Source organism: Cyclobacterium sp. 10D3-21 (assembly GCF_055809755.1).
On the sequence record NZ_CM147924.1, the window covers coordinates 2,506,829 to 2,525,064 of the forward strand.

Sequence of the window (18,236 nt, forward strand, 5' to 3'; positions counted from 1 at the left end):
ACAATAAGTAGAATGGAAAGGATGGCGCTATATAAGTGTAGGAATAAGCTTTCATTGGTTGGAAAGAATGCTGATACAATTTAGAATCTGTTTTATACTGAGCTTCATGAATCTTATAATGGAGGATTTTTTCATGAAATATTATAGGATGGAGGAGCATCAGATAAATGTGTTGCACGAATCCTGATAAGTATTTTGCAAGAGGCTTAAAATGTCATTTTCTTACCATACAAAAATGCATAGTTGCGGTGGATTACAATCATATTTAAATAACAATTGAGACCCAACCCAAAATACACGCATGACCGACAATTTTCAAGAGTTTGAAGCCATAGACGAAGAACAATTACCAGTTGCCAAAAATAAACTTCATAACTGGCCCCATTTTGCTGGATTATACGCTGCTGAGCATGTCGCCGCAACCGAGTTCGTTATAGGAGCCACCTTTGTAGCATTAGGTGCTAAAACATTGGATATTGTACTGGGCCTATTGATTGGTAATGTTTTGGCTGTTCTCAGCTGGACATTTATTACTTCGCCCATTGCGGTGGATACAAGACTAAGTCTTTATACTTATCTCAATAAAATCGCAGGTGATTCGATGACCAAGCTCTACAATTGGGCGAATGTTATCATCTTTTCGGTTATTTCTGCTGCCATGATTACGGTATCAGCGACAGCGGTTCGGTTTGCTTTTGACATACCGGCCCAACTCAACTGGTATCCTACTAATGCCTGGTTTGTTTTGATTGTTTTTGCGGTTGGAATAGTTGTGGTTGCTATTGCCCTATATGGGTTCAATGCTGTTTCAGAATTTTCTAGTATCTGCGCTCCCTGGTTGTTCGTGATGTTTACGAGCGGTGCAATGGTGCTTTTACCTGCATTAAGTCTTGACGTTTTGGGCAAGACCTTACCCGCTGGATGGGATGATTTTATAACCTTGGGAAATCAATCAATATGGACCGGATTTGATAGTAACGGAGAACCTGGGATTGGATTGGTTGAAGTAATAGGTTTTGCCTGGGCGGCCAATACCATTACCCATTTTGGGCTAATTGATATGGCCTTACTACGTTTCGCAAAGAAGAAGTCTTATGGATTGGCTACAAGTACAGGGATGATGTTTGGTCATTACGTTGCCTGGATTGCCGCAGGTATTATGGGCGCAGGAGCTGCCGTGATATTAGGAAAATCAATAGTGGAACTTGATCCTGGAGATGTGGCTTACTATGCGCTTGGTTGGTCTGGATTTGTAATCGTAATTGTAGCAGGATGGACCACCGCCATAACCAATCTTTATAGGGCAGGTTTGGCTGCCCAGGCTATTTTCTTTAACCATTCTCGAAAGAAAACTACCATAGTGGTCGGTTTGGTAACCATAGTTATCGCATGTTTTCCTTTCGTTTTTTCACAAATACTTCCACTATTGACCTATGCAGGTTTATTGGTTGTTCCGGTAGGTGCCATCGTGTTTGCAGAACATCAAATCTTCCCCCGAATAGGATATACCCGTTATTGGTTGTCCTATCAACAATTGGCCTTCAGTACACCGGCAGTAGCTTCCTGGGGCTTGGGCTTAGTGTTTGGTTTTGGACTAAATGCACTTAATATAATGTCCTTCTTTTATTTATTTGTGCCCACTTGGGTTTTTACAATCCTGGTATATACCTTCCTGGCAGGCCGCTATGGAGCCAAACAAAAATATTCTGAGGCTGAGCTAAAAGAAAAATTACGCAACGAAAATATAGAGACATTTCAGAAGCAAAAATCAAAATTAGAAGTACCCCATACCACAGATAATTCGATTTTCTCCATTTTACTAAGAGTCACAGGTATAATTGCACTACTCATAACTATGGTTTTGGCAAGTAATGTTTTATTCGGTAGTGTGGATGAAAGCCTTTATTTGGCAAATAGAGAAGTGTTTTATCGATACGCATTCATTTGTACGGTACTTTATTTCGTTGTAACCTATTGGGCTTTGCTCCGTGGAAAACAAAAAAAAACAAAATTGAAATGAAAAACAATATAGCACTTAATCAAAACAACCTAACTATTATAGCCAAGCAAATTCCTTGCCCTACCTACCCTAGGAATGAGCTAACGGTAGGCATGGTGCATATTGGCGTTGGAGGTTTTCATAGGGCCCATCAGGCATATTATACCAATAGGTTACTGGAAAAATTCAATGTCAAGGAATGGGCCATTTGCGGAATTGGTTTACGAAAAGGCGACCAAAAAATACATGATGTTCTTAATAAGCAAGAGGGATTATATACCCTAATTATTAAACATCCTGATGGAAAAATTGAACTCCAAATTATGGGATCAATAATCGATTTTCAACTGGGTGTTGAAAGCCCTGAGCCTGTTATTGAACGAATGGCCCATCCAGATACTAAAATTGTTTCGCTTACGATTACGGAGGGAGGGTATAATTTTAATCCTTCAACTGGAGAATTTGACTTTGAGAATCCTGATATCCAACATGAATTAAAACATCCTGGCAGTCCTAAAACCATTTATGGATTTTTAACGGCTGCGCTGAAAAAGCGTCGTGATGCTGGCCTACCTGCATTCACCATTATGTCATGTGATAATATTCAGCACAACGGTGATGTTGCCCGCAACATGTTGCTATCGTTTGCTAAAAGACAAAATGAAGAATTGGCCAACTGGATTGAAAAAGAAGTACGTTTCCCTAACAGCATGGTTGATCGAATAACGCCAGTTACCACTCAATCTGATATTGATTATTTAGAGAAAACCTTTGGATTTAAAGATGAATGGCCAGTAACTTGTGAACCATTTATTCAATGGGTAGTGGAAGATAATTTTTCAAATGGACGACCTGAATTTGAAAAAGTAGGGGTGCAATTTGTTTCGGATGTAAAACCTTACGAGAAGATGAAACTTCGCCTCCTAAATGCGGGTCATTCTGTTTTGGGAATTTTGGGAGCTATTCATGGACATCCAACGATTAATGCCTGTATGGAAGACCAAACGTTCGTTACCTATTTAAGGGCATTCATGGATGAGGAAGCTACTCCAACACTAGATGAATTGGAAGGAATTGATTTAAATGCTTACAAGGACAGTTTGATGGTGCGTTTTGCCAATCCTAATATTAAGGACAGCGTTAGCCGAATTTGTTCTGAAAGCTCTGCCAAATTGCCGAAATTTCTGATTGCTACGCTTCAAGAAAATTTGGATTCAGGTGGAAGTATTCAATACGCAACCCTGATAATTGCTGCCTGGTGCTATTATAGCGACAAAGGAATTGATAAAAATGGACAGCCGATTGAAATAATCGATGCTTTGGGTGCCGAACTGCAACAAATAGCCAGGAAAACCAAAATGGATACGCTGGCTTTTATAAAACAAAAATCTCTTTTTGGTGATCTTGATCAAAATGAGCGTTTCACAAAATTGTATACTGAATTCGTTCAGAAAATCTATAAGGAGGGAAGCATCAAAAAGCAAATGCAAACCATGATTTAATGAGCGATAAGAAGGCAATAGATTTTGGGCGAGGACAGGTCATAAATTTATTTAAAGCGAGTTTATAGGATTATTTATGAGTGAAATATTTTATCATTTTGGAGTGGCATTGGCGATTGGCTTATTAATTGGGCTGGAAAGGGAATTTAAAAAATCCGATGAAGCGCAGCAATTCCTTTTTGGCGGGATTCGTACCTTTCCTTTACTTGCGCTAACAGGTTGTTCAGCTGCAATGTTAGGCGAATTGATGAATTCACCTTGGGGGTTTGCCCTTCCTATAGTTATTGCAGGCGCATTTTTAGTCGTTGCCTACATGGGGACTGTTAAAAAGAGGGACTTTGGTATGACCACTGAAGTAGCCGGTTTGCTTACTGTTATAATAGGCATTATGTGCTATTATGGCCAAATAGAACTTGCTTCAGCCTTGGGTATAATTGTTTTGGTTTTACTGTCTTTTAAAGTAAAGCTTCATAAGTTTAGTAAAATGCTTACCCGAGAGGAAATTGTCAGTTTAGCCAAATTTGGCCTTATGACTGCAATTGTACTTCCAATACTTCCGGATGAACCAACACTTCCAGCCCCATTTGATGTTTTGATCCTAAGAAATATATGGCTGATGGTGGTGTTGGTGACAGCCTTAGGAATGGTTGGTTATTTTTTGAAAAAACTGATCACAAATCGCAAAGCAATTGTTTTAACTGGTTTCATTGGTGGCTTGGTTTCAAGTACAGCAGTAACTTTGTCTTTTTCTTCTCAAAGTAAAGGTCGTCCAACATTATCCAAAGCATTTGCCATTGCAATAACCGTTTCCTGGATTACAATGTTTCTACGTATACTTGTTGAAGTAGCTGTTGTAAATTCAAATTTGATCGTAGACATGTGGATACCAATGACTGCAGCAGCACTTGCCGGAGGACTGTATTGTTGGTTGCTATACATGAAAGATGGAAAACATGAAGCCATAGCTGAGAATGTTGCGGTAAAAAAACCTTTTTCCTTGAAGAAATCGCTTGTTTTTGGAGGGCTATATGCGGCTGTTATCGTTATTGCGAATATCGCTCAGATTAATTTTGGTGACAAGGGAATTTATTTGTCAGCAATTGCTGCAGGATTCACAGATGTGGATGCAATTACTCTCTCAATGGCAGAAATGAGTCAGGTCTCAGGAACTGTGGAACCAAGTGTTGCTATTAGAGCAATTTCCTTGGCGGCCGTTTCCAATACATTGGTAAAAGCAACAATTGTCTTGTCTACCGCTCATAAAGTACTGAAGAAAGATATTTTACCCGGAGTTTTACTGATTGTTATTGCCGCTTTGGCTGCTGCTTTTTTTGTCTGAGAAAGTAGTAATTGATTTGATTTCCTCTATTGAAAATTGCAATTGTATTTCTACTTAATACCAATCAAAGTATAAAAGAAATTGCTTTTGAATCTGGGTTTGATGAGGTAACCAACTTTACCAAGTTTTTTAAAAAGCATACCGAACACAGTCCAAAGGAATATAAACCCAGTCTTTAAAGACTTTTATTCCCACATTTACCATTTTTAGTAGCGCATTTACCTTTAAATACCAAAGGGATATAACGACCTTTGATTAAATAAAATGAGTCAAGTGGTGGCAATCACCAACTGTGACTGCAAGCACAAAAATTAAACACATTATGAAAATAGCCGTAACATCAGCAAGTGGGAAATTGGGTGCCTCCATTGTAAAACAATTGGTAAAAGAAATTGGAAAAGACCAGGTTATAGGAATTGCCAGAACACCAGAAAAAGCGGAACACCTTGGAGTTGAAATTAGAAAGGGTGATTACAACAATCGGGAACAACTTGACAATGCATTAAAAGGAATTGACGTGGTGTTACTGGTTTCTGGTATGGATGAGCCTCAAAAAAGAATCCAGCAACATAGAAATGTAATTGAGGCAGCAAAGTTAAATGGTACTAAAAAAATTGTATATACAAGTATAATAGGGGATGAAAAAAATACTGCGTTTAGTCCAATAGTAGCGAGTAACAGGCAAACTGAAAAAGATGTACAGGCTTCCGGCCTTCAATGGGTAATCGGTAGGAATGGTATTTATATCGAGCCAGATCTTGAGTACATCAGCCATTATATTGAAGAAGGTGGAATTAGGAATTGCGCAGGAGAGGGGAAATGTGCTTATACCAGCAGAGGAGAATTGAGCCAGGCTTACGCACAAATGCTATTGCATGAAAAACACAATGGCAAGATTTACAACCTTGCAGGGAACCCAATTTCACAGACAGAATTAGCCGACATTATTAATAAAGTTTACGGTACCAACCTTGCTTATTATCCAGTGTCGGTGGAGGCATATCAAAAAGAAAGAAAAGAGGCTTTGGGTGATTTTATAGGAACTGTTATCGCTGGTATTTATGAAGGGATTCAAATGGGCGCGAACAATGTGCGATCGGATTTTGAGAAAGCTACTGGTAGACCGCACAAAGCCCCTTTAGCAATGATTGAAGAATTAAAGGCCTCCATAAAATAATGGCTGTAACTTTTATTAAATTCTTTAGGGATATAAGATGACTATTGCCTTTTCTGGAAGTAATTAGGGTTAAACAGTAAAAAATTCGAGCAAGTTTTAAAATCGGTATAATGGGAATTATTGAAAGTATCTTAAAAAAAATAGTACTACAAGAAGCACTTATAATTGAGAAGACCAAACTTTCAGAAGTAGCGTATAAAATCCGTTTAAAATCCGAAGGAATTGCGTCCGCAGATTTTATTCCAGGCTATTTTTTACGTTTGGGCATCGGTATTGACAAAGAAGAAGTTTCATTGAAAGATAAAATTAGAAGCTATACTGTTTGGGACATAAACAAATCGCAGGGATATATAGACATTGCCATAGCCACCCACAGCAATGGAATTGGGGCCGTTTGGGCAAAAGAATGTAAAACAGGTGACAAGGTTTATTATAAGTGGAAAAAAGGTAATTTTTTAGTAGATATTACTGCTGACAGTTACCTGATGATAGGAGACTTGTCTGCTTTGTCCCATTTGTATACGATCAATAGAAATCTTCCAAAAGAAAAGAAAGTAGAAAGTATAATTTATAGCCAAAATAAAAATGAATTGTTCCCGGATATAGCCGGAACAAAACCTTTTGATTTTTATGAGATGGCTCCAAATCCTAAAGAAGAAATTATGGAAATGGTAAGAGAAAGCGTTGCTAAGATGTCAGGTAAAAAAATGGTCTATATCGCAGGCGATAGTAGAATATGTGTACAATTAAACCAGTATTTTAGAAAGGAATTGAAATGGGAAACCAAACAAATTAAAACCAAACCTTTTTGGAATCCAGACAAAAAAGGTCTTGAATAAGATTACCTCCCAGGTGGTAGATTACAATGAACAGCTCTTGAAATCCTTTCCACCAATCCAGTAGGAAAAAAAGTTATAAAAAGCAATTTTAATTTTTGAAAAATTCAACCTAAATTTTCTTATAGACATGCTATTATAAGTATTGGGTTAAAAAAAATACTACAATGAAAACGATTAAAAATCAAAGTTTGTCTACACCATCTGCTGGTGGTAAAGGATATCAGCAAATAATTATGGGAATGGTGCTTTTTGTGGGGCTCATTTTTATACAGTCTTGTCAACATTCTCCTGAAGAAAACACAATTCAGGAGCAGTCGCATTCGAATATTGAGAAATTAAAAAAACAGTCTTCTGAATTCATACCTGAAATTATTCAGGTGAATGAGAATGTATATGTGGCTGTTGGCTTCGATGGCTCCAATACCTCCATGGTTATTGGAAAAGATGGCGTAGTGATTATAGATGCTCTTCGGGCTTTGGGGGCTGCTGAAAAGGTAGCTGAACGGTTTAGAAAAATAACAGATAAACCGGTTAAAGCAATAATTTACACCCATGGTCACGAGGACCATACTGGCGGAGCTTCTGCTTTTATTGGCAATAGCAAAGAAGTGAAAATAATTGCCAGAGAAGGATTTAAGGAAGAATTGGAAGTAAATTCCCCTGTAGAGGCTGTACTAAAGCGACGAAATGGAAGGCAATTTGGTAGGGACTTGCCTGCTGAAGTGGTTATTAATAGAGGAGTAGGTCCCGGAAATACTTCCAAAGACAGGGTTGGTGAAGGTTATATTGAGCCAAATGTCATGATTCAAGATTCTTCCTACCTAAATCTTGCAGGGATAGATTTTGAATTGTATGCTGCCGATGGAGAGACCAATGACGCGCTTTTTGTGTGGGTGCCGGGTTTAGAGACATTGTTCACTGGTGACAATTACTACAAATCCTTCCCTAATCTTTATGCAATTCGTGGTTCCCAATACCGGGATGTAAAATCGTGGGGTGAATCCATACAAAGAATGAGTACTTTTCCAGTGGCTTCTCTTGTACCAGGTCATACCCGTCCACTTTCCGGAAAAGAGTCCATCCATAAAAATCTAACCAACTATTCCTCAGCTATCTTAAGTGTCTATCAGCAAACAATAGATGCCATGAATCAGGGGTATACCATTCAAGAAACTGTTGATAGGGTTAAGCTACCAGATTCTTTAGTGGATCAACCCAATTTGCAGGAGTTTTATGGATCCGTTCCCTGGGGAGTTCGTTCTATATTTGCACACTATGTAGGTTGGTTTGACGGAAACCCTACGAATCTTTATCCTTTGACAAATATTGAAGAAGCGAAACAATTTATCGCATTGGCAGGAGGAGAGGAAAAGATGTTTGCACAGTTAAACAAGGCATTTCAAGAGGCCAATTATCAATGGGGGCTACAATTAGCGGATTTTTTGCTGCAAACTGATTTTAAAAAGAAGGAAGTTAAAGAGGTTAAAATAAGCCTTTTAAGGGTTTTAGCTGACCAACAAATAAATGCCCCTGCTAGAAACTATTACCTTTCATATGCCTTAGAAATGGAGAAGGATTTGTAACCAAAAAGCAACATTTTTAAAATTAATTTCAGTTCCTAACCTTTCGTGTTTTTAGGTTAGGCTTGAAATTTTTAGGTAGTGAAATTTGAACCGTATATAAAAGATGGTTTCAAATGTAAAAAATGAGCCATTAGGAATAGAAATTTTAACTGCACAAGTGAAACTAAAATCCCACAGTTTTAACTGTGGGATTTTTTTGAATCATCCATAACTGATACCGGTTCAATGGTTTAAAAAATGCAACGGAAATCTCCTTTCCAAAATTATACTGTTTTTGATGAGCCATTGAATCAAAGAATTTTTTGAAATCTTTGGCAATCTTAAAATAATTCAGAGTAGCTGTAAAAACCATAGACCAGCAAGAAGTAACACTACTCGCTCTATTCTCCCCTGAATTTTCCTTAATTGGTCTGGCTACTGATTCCGAAAAATAGTACCATTATTTAAGATAAAAGTAATAGTGTCTCTAAGAGTCCTGTGTTATATTTGATCAAGCAAAAAACGGATATGACTATAAAAATGAGAGAAAGCCTGGTACTAAAAAAGTTAAGGGCCGGAGAAAACGTTTGTTCTTTTAAAGTAAACCTGGCAGATGCACGCATTGTAGAAATTGCTGCGCAGGCAGGTTTTGATTGTTTGTGGCTGGATCAAGAGCACATCGGTCAGGATTGGTCCATTTTGGCCTCCCAGATTTGGGCAGCCAAATCCCAAGGGAAAGACACTTTGGTGAGAGTGCCAAGAGGTAGCTATAGCGATTATGTGAAACCACTGGAACTTGATGCCAGTGGGATTATGGTGCCTCATATTATGAACCTGGCGGATGCTAAGAAGGTAATCGAAATGACGCGTTTTCACCCCATTGGCAAAAGAGCCATTGATGGCGGAAATGCGGATGGAGGCTACGCAGCTGGTAATTTCAAAGACTACCTGAGAGATGCCAACCAACAGCGTTTCGTTATCTTCCAGATAGAAGATCCGGAACCTTTGGAAGAGATAGAAGCTATCGCACAATTAGATGGTTTTGACATGTTGTTTTTTGGTCCAGGTGATTTCAGTCAGGCCATAGGAGCACCTGGAGATATGGATCATCCCAAAATCCAGGAAGCAAGGCAAAAAGTGGTAGAAGTGGCCAGGAAATACGGGAAATTTGCAGGCACTACAGGACCATTAACAAAAGTCGCTGAATACCAAAATATGGGCTACCAGTTTATGAGTATTGGTGCAGATGTTTTGACATTGACGAAATATTGCAGTGACCTGGTGACTGGTTTCCAAAATGGGCCGGAAGAAGAGGGCAAGGACAAGGACTATTACGCTGGTAAAAAATGAACCATAAGGTTTTAGGTAATACTGGAATAGAAGTTTCTCAAATAGCTTTTGGAGGTGTGGAAATAGGTTTGCCCTATGGTCCAGGCATAACCTCTGAAAAAGACATGCTTCAGGAAAATGAAGCAATTGAGTTGTTGCTCCAAGCACTGGATTCTGGCGTAAATTTTTTCGATACGGCGAGAATGTATGGGAAAAGTGAAGAATTAATCGGCAAAGCATTTGCTCATCGCCGTAATGAGGTAGTCATCTGCACCAAATGTCAGCATTTAAGAGATGCATCAGGGAATTTGCCAAAAGGAACGGAATTGGTCAAGATGATCAGGGAATCTCTGGAAGGAAGTTTGAAAGCCTTGAGAATGGCAGAAGTGGATGTATTGATGTTGCATCAGGCAGATCTGGAGATTTTAAATAATGACACAATTTCACGAACCTTTGAGGACATTAAAAAGGAAGGACTATCCAAGGCGATAGGTGCTTCTACTTACACTGTGGAGGAGTCGGAGATGGCTATCAATTCAGGCTTATGGGAAGTAATTCAATTGCCTTTTAATCTACTGGATCAGCGCCAAGACAGTATTTTCGATTTGGGAGCTAAAAAGGGAGTAGGCATGGTGGTCCGTTCGGTTTTGCTTCGAGGAATGCTTAGCGACCGAGGCAAAAACCTAAAAGAACCTTTGGCTGAAATTGAGAAACACATTGCCAAATATGCTGTGCTTGCGGCTAAAGAAGGCCTAACTTTGCCCGAATATGCAACAAGATTTGTTCTTGACCAACCTAACATATCTTCTGTGTTGGTGGGTATAGACAAACCACTTTATTTGGAAAAGGCGCTGGAAACAGCCAATCGGCCAGCCTTAAGCAAGAAATTAATTGCCGGTGCCATTCCATTTCCAGACCCGGAATTTATCAATATCCCTTATTGGGATAGGATGGGTTGGCTTTAGTATATAATGTAAAAGCGATAAAATTTTCAAACATATTTATCTTCAAACAAAACAAACATGTTAAAAATAGGAATGATAGGAATGAGTCCGGGAAATGCCCATCCTTATTCCTGGTCTTCAATCATAAATGGAACATTTGATGGCGAGCTTATTAGTGCCATTGGTTACCCAGCTGTGGCAGACTACCTCCAAGCCAATTTAGATACACTGGGTATCCCAGGGGCATCGGTAAGTCATGTATGGAGCCAGAATGCTGAGGTTAGCAAGAGCATTGCTAAAAATGCTGGGATTCCTTTTGTTGTGGATGAACTTGAGGACATGATTGGGGAGGTGGATGCAGTCATCCTGGGTAGAGATGATCCCGAAAACCATGTGGGAATGGCCAAGCCTTTTCTGGATGCGGGCGTGCCACTTTTTATTGACAAGCCATTGGTCTATTCGCAGGAGGATCTTGATTATTTTATTCAACAACACCATTTAGGGAAAGTTTTTATGTCCTGTTCCTCTATGCGTTATTCGCAGGAATGTCGGACTGTGAAAACAGGGATTAAATCGTTGGGAAAAATTCATTTGGTCACTGCTGTAGGGAAAAAGGACTGGAAAAAGTATGGCGTACATCTTTTGGAAGCACTTTTCAGCACCCTGGATGACCCGAAACCAGTAAAGGTTCAGCATATTGGAGAGGTTGATGAGGACATTGTATTGGTAACTTTTGAAAATGGAATAAAAGCAACTGTACATCTATTCAAGGATATTTGTGGGACTTTTCAACTCAGCTTTTTTGGGGAAAAGGGATGGAAAATCGCTGATATTCAAAACTCCTATTCTATGTTTAGGGACAATCTCATAGTATTTATTGATGCCCTTAGGGATGAAAAGCCCTATTTGGAATTTGCTAAAACAGCGGCCATCATGCAGGTAGTGATTGGCGCCAAAGAAAGTTTTGAAAATGGGGGAAAGGTTGTTAATTTAGAAAAACATGGACGTTAAAGAATTACTTAGCTTAAAAGGAAAAATAATCGTAGTCACTGGAGGTTCCGGTCTATATGGTAAATGCTTGGTTGAAGGTTTGGCCGAAGCAGGAGGGACCGTTATAACTACTTCCAGAGATTTACAGTCGGCAGAAAAGACAGCGGCTTTATTTCGTGAGAAAGGGCTAGATGTGCATCCCATGGAAGTGGATCAAGGGGATACTGAGTCAGTTAGTCGCTTTACCAAAAGCCTACAAGAGAGGTTTGGGAAATTGCATGTCTTTGTTAACAATGCCGTTTCCAGGCCAATGAAAGGGTACAATGCACCTTTGGCAGATTTTGATGAATCCATGCGGGTAAATGCGACAGGAATGTGGGATTTGTTAAAGTCCATGTCAGACTTGATTATAGGTAGCGGAGGTGGAGCAGTGATCAACATCAGCTCTATGATGGGAATGAAAGGACCCGATTTGTCCAATTACGATGGTACCAGTATGGGGGATTTGCCACCTGATTATTTCTTCCACAATGCTGGATTAATCAATCTTACTCGCTTTATGGCCAAGATGAATGCAGGTAAAAATATTCGATTTAACTGTATCTCCCCTGGTGGATTGTTTAATAACCAGCCCGAGCAATTTGTTGAAAATTACAACAAAAAAGTACCTATGAAGCGGATGGCCAATAATGATGACATCAAGGGATTAGCCGTATTGCTTGCTTCTGATGCAGGGGCCTATATCAATGGTGAAAACATCTTGATGGATGGAGGTTTAAATGCCTGATTCAAATTCCAGCTCCGCAATAAAGTCCCCGTTTTCTCTAGAACGGAAAATCATTTGGGTGGTAGGTGGAGCAGGATACCTGGGTCAGGAAGTTGTGCGCCTGCTGTGTGCTCAGGGAGCCAAGGTTTTGTGTATTGATAGAGAAGACAAGGCCATGGCATTTGAAAAAGAAGCCAAGCTTGGCAGTTTGTTAATGACGGCAAGTTTTGATCTCTCGAATACGGATGACATACCTGAATTTGTCAACGAAAATAAAGAAAAATTAGGCGTACCCGATGGCTTGGTAAATATGGCCTATGCCGCTAGTGGGAAGTCATTTGAAGCCATAGAAGCGATGGACTTTGATGAGGTAAATCATTCCGGGCTCACAGCTACCTTTGTACTTGCCAAAGCGGTGGGAGCCATAATGGCAGAAAAGGAATCGGGAAGCATTTTGTTATTTGGCAGCATGTATGGAATGCAAGCTCCTGATGAGCATATTTATCAATTTCCGATGATGCCAAACCCGATAGAATACGGGGTAGGGAAAGCTGGAATAATACAGATGGCCAAATATTTGGGCATGCATTACGGGCCTAAAAATATCAGGTGCAATAGCATTTCTCCAGGTCCATTTCCCAATAGCAAGGTCCAGCAAGATCACCCGGAATTTATAAAACGATTGGAACAAAAAACCTATTTAAGAAGGGTAGGAGTTGCCCCGGAAGTGGCGGGTGCAGTTTGTTTTTTACTCTCTGATGCTTCCAGTTATATTACAGGTCATAACCTGGTAGTGGATGGTGGATGGACTGCCTGGTAAAAAAATATTTAAACAATTAAAAAAGATCAAAATGAAAAAGATAGTACACCCTAAAAGAGATTTAAGTTTTGATACAGGGGCTTATTCAGACGCTATATTAACGGATGGGTTTTTATTCGTTTCAGGACAGGCATCAGTGGATTTCGAAACCTCTGAGTTTAAGCTGGGAACCATTGAAGAGGAGACGCAAAGAACCCTGGACAATATAAAAGCAATCATAGAAGCTGCCGGAGGCACAATGGACAATGTAGTAAAGTGTACCGTTCATTTGTCAGATATCTCTGAATTTGATCGTTACAATAAAGTGTATGCCAGCTTCTTCAAAAACACCAAGCCTGCCCGTATCACAGTTCAATCTGTGTTGGCGGAAAACCTTAAGGTGGAAATAGACTGCATCGCCAAAATACCCACCTCGAAATGAGTAAACGACTGATTCTGGATGCGCATTTAGACTTGTCTATGAATGCCATTGAGTGGAACAGAGATTTGAGTAGACCACTTTCGGAAATCAGGCAATCAGAAATGCACATGCCTGACAAACCCGATAGAGGCCGGGGAACCGTTTGTTTACCTGAGCTTAGAAAAGGTAATATCGGGATAGTGGTGGCCACGCAATTGGCCCGGTATTCTCCGCCCGATTCTGCCCTTTCAGGTTGGAATTCACCCCAACAGGCCTGGGCAATGACACAGGCTCAGTTGGCATGGTACCGTGAAATGGAGGCTCAGGGAGAAATGAAGCAGATATTGAGCCGAAAGGACCTGGATCAGATGGTGGATTTATGGGAAGATGATTCCATTCCAGATGAGAAGAAGCCGATTGGTTATCTATTGCACCTTGAAGGTGGCGATTCTTTGGTATCCCCTGATTATCTTGATAGGGCTCATGCTTACGGATTAAGGGCTTTAGGCCTCTCTCATTTTGGTCCGGGAAGATATGCCCCAGGCACAAAATCTGAGGGACCGATAACCCATTTAGGTAAGGAGTTGCTACAAAAAATGGAGCAATATCAAATGATTTTAGATGTAACCCACCTTACTGATCAGGGATTTGAGCAGGCCATGGATTTGTATTCTGGACCCATTTGGGCCAGCCATCACAATGTGCGTAAAATTGTTCCGAATCAGCGCCAACTGACCGATGAACAGATCAAAAACCTTGTGAAACGTGGGGCTGTCATTGGTGGAATGCTAGACTGTTGGGCCATGGATATTCGGTTTATTGACACCATTTCAGATCCTTGGCAGTTAGACATTAAACTGGAGCATCTGGTAGACCATTGGGACCATATTTGTCAATTGGCAGGGAACAGTGAGCACATCGGTATAGGCAGTGATTTGGATGGAATATTTGGTACCGAGCAATCTCCCTGGGACCTTAATTCCATAGCAGACCTTCAAAAGTATGAAGAGATATTAGACAGAAGAGGTTATTCATCGGAAGACATTGACAATATATTCCATGGCAACTTTCTTCGATTTATGAGAAATGCTTTACCTGCTAGTTAACTTTTTACATTAAATAATTTACTCCAACAATGTCAGATAATTTTCAGGCTGGTGCGGCCAGTGTAGTTACTACTCCCCCTTTAGGTACCATTATTAATGGTGACTTTGTCACGCATTATGCACAGAAAGTGCACGACCCCTTGCATGCCAAAGCTTTGGTGCTGAAAAATGAGGCAACTACTTTGGTATTGGTGGTTGTGGATATTTGCATTTTGGGTAAAGAATTGCTGGATGGTACCAAGGCAATCATCCAAGATAAATTTGGGATTCCCCCCGAACAGGTACTGATTTCAGCTACCCATACCCATGCTTCGGGAGCAGTGGAAGATGTACATATGGTCCCTGCTGATTTGGCTTACAGGAAACGCATACCGAATTTAATAGTGGAGGCAGTCGAAAAGGCATTAAGCAAATTAATGCCTGCTCAACTAGCCTTCGGAACCGCTGATGCTCCTGAGTATGTGATGTGTCGCCGGTATTGGATGAAAGACAGCTATACCTCGATAAATCCTGTAACGGGGAAAGCAGATTTGATGAAAACCAACCCTTTTGGAGTGGAAGATGAGATCATAAAACCCCTTAATACCCCAGACCCTGAATTGGGCTTTTTGGCGGTAAAAGGTTTGGATGATCAATGGATAGCTATTCTTGGGAATTACTCCCTTCATTACGTTGGGGATTGGGAAAATGGAACCATTTCAGCTGATTATTTCGGGGAATTTTCAAATGCCCTGAGAGAAAAGCTGAATGCGGGAGCTGGATTTGTAGGCATGATGAGCAATGGTACCAGTGGGGATATCAATATTTGGGATTTTAGCGGACAAAAGAAATTCCCTGATGGGGAACTGGCTAAAAGCAAGAAAATTGGCAGTGATTTGGCTGACAAAGTGGTAGAGGGTTTGAAAAATTTGGAGTGGAACCAGGCGCCTTACCTCAACAGTAGTTTTGCCCTTGTAAAGGCAGGCCGAAGAATGCCAGGTAAGGATGAACTGGAATCAGCCAGCGCAATTTTGGCTACTGGTGGTTTGGAGGAATTGAAGCCAGATACCGAGGGATGGCGAAAGCTTTATGCCCGGGAACAAATGTTGCTCCATGAATTTCCTGAAGAAGCGGAAAGTCCTGTGCAGGTTTTACATATAGGGGAGGGTAAAATTGGTGCTTTGCCTGGTGAGTTTTTCGCTGAAACAGGACTTAAAGTTAAAGCGGAAGTCAATGGCCCCTATTTCACCATAAGTCTGGCCAATGACAATGTTGGGTATGTCCCACCTGCTCATGAAATAGAAAAAGGGGGGTATGAAACCTGGAGGTGTAGGATTAGCAATCTTTTGCCGGAAGCAGAGGAATTGTTTAGAAAAAAGCTGCTCCAACTGATTCAAAAAGATAAAAATCCTTAATTTTGGGTTCAGCATAAAGTCAATAGGTGAATAAGGAAAAGTGGTTTGAATTATTAAAGGATAGGGTGCCCCAAAACGCCTTGTCCTATTGTTTTTCCCTTTGGGAAGAGGAACCTTTTTTCTTTGAAATTGCCAAATCTAGAAGGACTAAATTGGGGGATTTTCGCTACCGAAAGGACAAAAGCATTCAAAAGATCACCATCAATCACGATCTAAATCAATACCAATTTTTAATTACTTTTATCCATGAGGTGGCCCACCATCGGGTTTTTAGCAAGTACAAGGATAGAATTGGGAATGGGATCATGCCACATGGCATAGAGTGGAAGCAATCTTTCAAATGGTTGATGGCTCCAATGTTACATGAGCGAGTGTTTCCTAAGGATGTTTTAATTCCGCTTCGGTTACATATGGGGAACCCCAAAGCTTCTACGGGAGCCGATTTCTTCTTAATGAAGGAGTTGAGGAAATATGACAAAGATGCCTTCACTTTTGTACAACCTCTATTGGGAGATCTTCCGCAACATGCGCATTTCGAATTAAGAAAAAGAGTTTTTAAGAAAATGCGCACCCAAAGGTCAAGAGTGCTTTGTCAGGAGATTTCCACAGGAAGAAATTATCTGATATCAAATAATGCGGTGGTCAAAAATGTGGATGATCCTGGAGATGTTCCGTTTTAGTTCAGGTTTAAAGCCATGGGGAAACAGTCTGGAATTTTTATTGCTCTCCTGAAATTTTATTCCGGGCATTTATCCCCAAGGTTCTGAGTTTTTCAGCTTGTGAAATAAGGTTTCCTTTGCCAGTTTTAAGTTGCTTGATGGCCGTAGCATAGCTGTCCTGGGACCTGTCGAGGTGTTTGCCTACATCTTCCAGACTATTTACAAAATTTGAAAGTTTGTCATACAGTTTGCCTCCTCTTTCAGCTATTTCCAAAGCATTTTTGGATTGATCATCTCTAATCCACAGGTCTTTAATCATCTTAAGGGCTGCGATAAGATTGCTGCTACTAATCAATAATACCCGTTTTTTATAGGCGTATTCCCAAATTTGAGGATCTGCCTGAAGGGCTACGATATAAGCGGCTTCCAATGGGACGAACATGATCACAAAGTCCAGGGCCTTTGCGTAGCCCTCATACTGTTTTGCAGAAAGCTGGTCTATATGGGTTTTTAGAGCCTTTATATGAAGGTCAAGAGCTAATTTTTGTTCGGTTTCACCTATAGCACTGCTGTATTTCTCATAGGCAATAAGTGATATTTTACTGTCAATGATTACTTTCTTGTCGTCAGGGTAGTGGATAATCACATCAGGCTGCATTCTTTTGCCATCTGGACCGATAAGAGGATGACCATTTTCATCTTTCAAAAATCCTTGAATGCTATAATGCCGGTCTTTTTCCAGTCCGGAGTTTTGAAGGATGGTTTCTAAAATAGCCTCACCCCAATTGCCCCTGATTTTGGCATTTCCTTTCAAGGCATTGGTCAGGTTTTTGGCTTCCTGGCTGATTTGCTGATTGAGCAGGGCGAGTTCCTTGACCTTTCCTTCAAGCGAAAAGCGTTCTCTGGATTCCATGGCGTAGGCTTCTTGAACTTGTTTTTTAAACGCCTCCAATTCTTTCCCCAATGGTTGGAGAATATTTTCAATATTTACCTGATTCTGGCTAGTGAATTTTTTAGCTTTTTCTTCCAGGATTTTGTTGGCCAGCAATTCAAATTCTTGCTGAAATTGACTGCCAATTTTGTTAAGTTCTTGTTTTTGAAAGGCTAGCTTTTCTTCCAAATAAAGGAATTGGCTATCCAATTTTCCTTTATCCAGTGCAAGCTGATAATTTTCTTTTTCAAGAGACTTGACTGAAACCGAAAGAGCTGAATTGTTCTGTTTGATACTTTCCTGTTGTCCCAGAAGGAGTTGGTATTTTTCGCTGTAACGCTCCTTTTCCAGGGTCAGGGCATTAAGGTTTTTCTCCAAATGGTCACGCTTTTGTTGAGATTGATACAGGAGTACAGCCAATACAGCTATGATCCCGACCATTAATACCAAAAGCGCAACCAGTTCAATTGCCATTTATA

The 18,236-nt window shown here is 40.2% G+C and carries 17 protein-coding genes; 16 read left to right on the plus strand and 1 reads right to left on the minus strand.

Features of this window, described 5'->3' with window-relative positions:
• Positions 1-301: 301 nt before the first annotated feature.
• The 16 genes from AC0L7T_RS10170 to AC0L7T_RS10245 all read left to right on the plus strand — a co-directional run bounded on the left by AC0L7T_RS10170 (position 302) and on the right by AC0L7T_RS10245 (position 16,847).
• Positions 302-2,020, plus strand: a complete 1,719-nt coding sequence (locus AC0L7T_RS10170; RefSeq protein WP_473342465.1) for a purine-cytosine permease family protein — start codon at positions 302-304, stop codon at positions 2,018-2,020.
• Entirely contained in the window at positions 2,017-3,501 is a 1,485-nt protein-coding gene (locus AC0L7T_RS10175; RefSeq protein ID WP_473342468.1) for a mannitol dehydrogenase family protein, read from the plus strand. The genes AC0L7T_RS10170 and AC0L7T_RS10175 overlap by 4 nt, the downstream gene beginning before the upstream one ends.
• A gap of 76 nt (positions 3,502-3,577) precedes the next feature.
• Positions 3,578-4,840, plus strand: a complete 1,263-nt coding sequence (locus AC0L7T_RS10180) for an MgtC/SapB family protein (protein ID WP_473342469.1) — start codon at positions 3,578-3,580, stop codon at positions 4,838-4,840.
• Between the two features lie 29 nt (positions 4,841-4,869).
• On the plus strand, positions 4,870-5,019 hold the full coding sequence (locus tag AC0L7T_RS10185) for a helix-turn-helix domain-containing protein (protein ID WP_473342471.1): 150 nt from the start codon (positions 4,870-4,872) through the stop codon (positions 5,017-5,019).
• Between the two features lie 143 nt (positions 5,020-5,162).
• Positions 5,163-6,017 carry an SDR family oxidoreductase gene (locus AC0L7T_RS10190; RefSeq protein ID WP_473342472.1) on the plus strand — a complete coding sequence of 285 codons (855 nt, stop codon included), beginning with the start codon at positions 5,163-5,165 and terminating at the stop codon, positions 6,015-6,017.
• Positions 6,018-6,127: 110 nt separating this feature from the next.
• Positions 6,128-6,856: a siderophore-interacting protein gene (locus AC0L7T_RS10195; protein ID WP_473342473.1), complete on the plus strand. Its 729-nt coding sequence runs from the start codon at positions 6,128-6,130 to the stop codon at positions 6,854-6,856.
• Positions 6,857-7,020: 164 nt separating this feature from the next.
• Positions 7,021-8,439: an alkyl sulfatase dimerization domain-containing protein gene (locus AC0L7T_RS10200; RefSeq protein WP_473342477.1), complete on the plus strand. Its 1,419-nt coding sequence runs from the start codon at positions 7,021-7,023 to the stop codon at positions 8,437-8,439.
• A gap of 519 nt (positions 8,440-8,958) precedes the next feature.
• The gene (locus AC0L7T_RS10205) at positions 8,959-9,768 is read left to right on the plus strand and encodes an HpcH/HpaI aldolase family protein (RefSeq protein WP_473342479.1); all 810 of its coding nucleotides are present in this window, start codon (positions 8,959-8,961) and stop codon (positions 9,766-9,768) included.
• Positions 9,765-10,712: an aldo/keto reductase gene (locus tag AC0L7T_RS10210; RefSeq protein WP_473342480.1), complete on the plus strand. Its 948-nt coding sequence runs from the start codon at positions 9,765-9,767 to the stop codon at positions 10,710-10,712. Before AC0L7T_RS10205 ends, AC0L7T_RS10210 begins: the two co-directional genes overlap by 4 nt.
• A gap of 57 nt (positions 10,713-10,769) precedes the next feature.
• Entirely contained in the window at positions 10,770-11,702 is a 933-nt protein-coding gene (locus AC0L7T_RS10215; protein WP_473342482.1) for a Gfo/Idh/MocA family protein, read from the plus strand.
• Positions 11,692-12,468 carry an SDR family oxidoreductase gene (locus tag AC0L7T_RS10220; protein ID WP_473342483.1) on the plus strand — a complete coding sequence of 259 codons (777 nt, stop codon included), beginning with the start codon at positions 11,692-11,694 and terminating at the stop codon, positions 12,466-12,468. Before AC0L7T_RS10215 ends, AC0L7T_RS10220 begins: the two co-directional genes overlap by 11 nt.
• Entirely contained in the window at positions 12,461-13,267 is an 807-nt protein-coding gene (locus tag AC0L7T_RS10225; protein ID WP_473342485.1) for an SDR family oxidoreductase, read from the plus strand. Before AC0L7T_RS10220 ends, AC0L7T_RS10225 begins: the two co-directional genes overlap by 8 nt.
• A 31-nt stretch (positions 13,268-13,298) precedes the next feature.
• Entirely contained in the window at positions 13,299-13,688 is a 390-nt protein-coding gene (locus tag AC0L7T_RS10230) for a RidA family protein (protein ID WP_473342487.1), read from the plus strand.
• Entirely contained in the window at positions 13,685-14,773 is a 1,089-nt protein-coding gene (locus tag AC0L7T_RS10235) for a dipeptidase (protein ID WP_473342489.1), read from the plus strand. The genes AC0L7T_RS10230 and AC0L7T_RS10235 overlap by 4 nt, the downstream gene beginning before the upstream one ends.
• A gap of 29 nt (positions 14,774-14,802) precedes the next feature.
• Complete coding sequence (locus tag AC0L7T_RS10240) at positions 14,803-16,167, plus strand: hypothetical protein (RefSeq protein WP_473342492.1); 1,365 nt, start codon at positions 14,803-14,805, stop codon at positions 16,165-16,167.
• 26 nt (positions 16,168-16,193) lie between these two features.
• On the plus strand, positions 16,194-16,847 hold the full coding sequence (locus AC0L7T_RS10245; RefSeq protein ID WP_473342494.1) for a transcription elongation protein SprT: 654 nt from the start codon (positions 16,194-16,196) through the stop codon (positions 16,845-16,847).
• A gap of 37 nt (positions 16,848-16,884) precedes the next feature.
• Here AC0L7T_RS10245 and AC0L7T_RS10250 read toward each other — a convergent pair whose 3' ends face one another.
• Positions 16,885-18,231: a DNA recombination protein RmuC gene (locus AC0L7T_RS10250; protein ID WP_473342495.1), complete on the minus strand. Its 1,347-nt coding sequence runs from the start codon at positions 18,229-18,231 to the stop codon at positions 16,885-16,887.
• Between the last annotated feature and the right edge of the window lie 5 nt (positions 18,232-18,236).

Bases quoted from the DNA above. Each gene is read 5' to 3' on its own strand.
- AC0L7T_RS10170 (WP_473342465.1), top strand. From the start codon at position 302: ATGACCGACAATTTTCAAGAGTTTGAAGCCATAGACGAAGAACAATTA.
- AC0L7T_RS10175 (WP_473342468.1), top strand. From the start codon at position 2,017: ATGAAAAACAATATAGCACTTAATCAAAACAACCTAACTATTATAGCC.
- AC0L7T_RS10180 (WP_473342469.1), top strand. From the start codon at position 3,578: ATGAGTGAAATATTTTATCATTTTGGAGTGGCATTGGCGATTGGCTTA.
- AC0L7T_RS10190 (WP_473342472.1), top strand. From the start codon at position 5,163: ATGAAAATAGCCGTAACATCAGCAAGTGGGAAATTGGGTGCCTCCATT.
- AC0L7T_RS10195 (WP_473342473.1), top strand. From the start codon at position 6,128: ATGGGAATTATTGAAAGTATCTTAAAAAAAATAGTACTACAAGAAGCA.
- AC0L7T_RS10200 (WP_473342477.1), top strand. From the start codon at position 7,021: ATGAAAACGATTAAAAATCAAAGTTTGTCTACACCATCTGCTGGTGGT.
- AC0L7T_RS10205 (WP_473342479.1), top strand. From the start codon at position 8,959: ATGAGAGAAAGCCTGGTACTAAAAAAGTTAAGGGCCGGAGAAAACGTT.
- AC0L7T_RS10210 (WP_473342480.1), top strand. From the start codon at position 9,765: ATGAACCATAAGGTTTTAGGTAATACTGGAATAGAAGTTTCTCAAATA.
- AC0L7T_RS10215 (WP_473342482.1), top strand. From the start codon at position 10,770: ATGTTAAAAATAGGAATGATAGGAATGAGTCCGGGAAATGCCCATCCT.
- AC0L7T_RS10220 (WP_473342483.1), top strand. From the start codon at position 11,692: ATGGACGTTAAAGAATTACTTAGCTTAAAAGGAAAAATAATCGTAGTC.
- AC0L7T_RS10225 (WP_473342485.1), top strand. From the start codon at position 12,461: ATGCCTGATTCAAATTCCAGCTCCGCAATAAAGTCCCCGTTTTCTCTA.
- AC0L7T_RS10230 (WP_473342487.1), top strand. From the start codon at position 13,299: ATGAAAAAGATAGTACACCCTAAAAGAGATTTAAGTTTTGATACAGGG.
- AC0L7T_RS10235 (WP_473342489.1), top strand. From the start codon at position 13,685: ATGAGTAAACGACTGATTCTGGATGCGCATTTAGACTTGTCTATGAAT.
- AC0L7T_RS10240 (WP_473342492.1), top strand. From the start codon at position 14,803: ATGTCAGATAATTTTCAGGCTGGTGCGGCCAGTGTAGTTACTACTCCC.
- AC0L7T_RS10250 (WP_473342495.1), bottom strand. From the start codon at position 18,231: ATGGCAATTGAACTGGTTGCGCTTTTGGTATTAATGGTCGGGATCATA.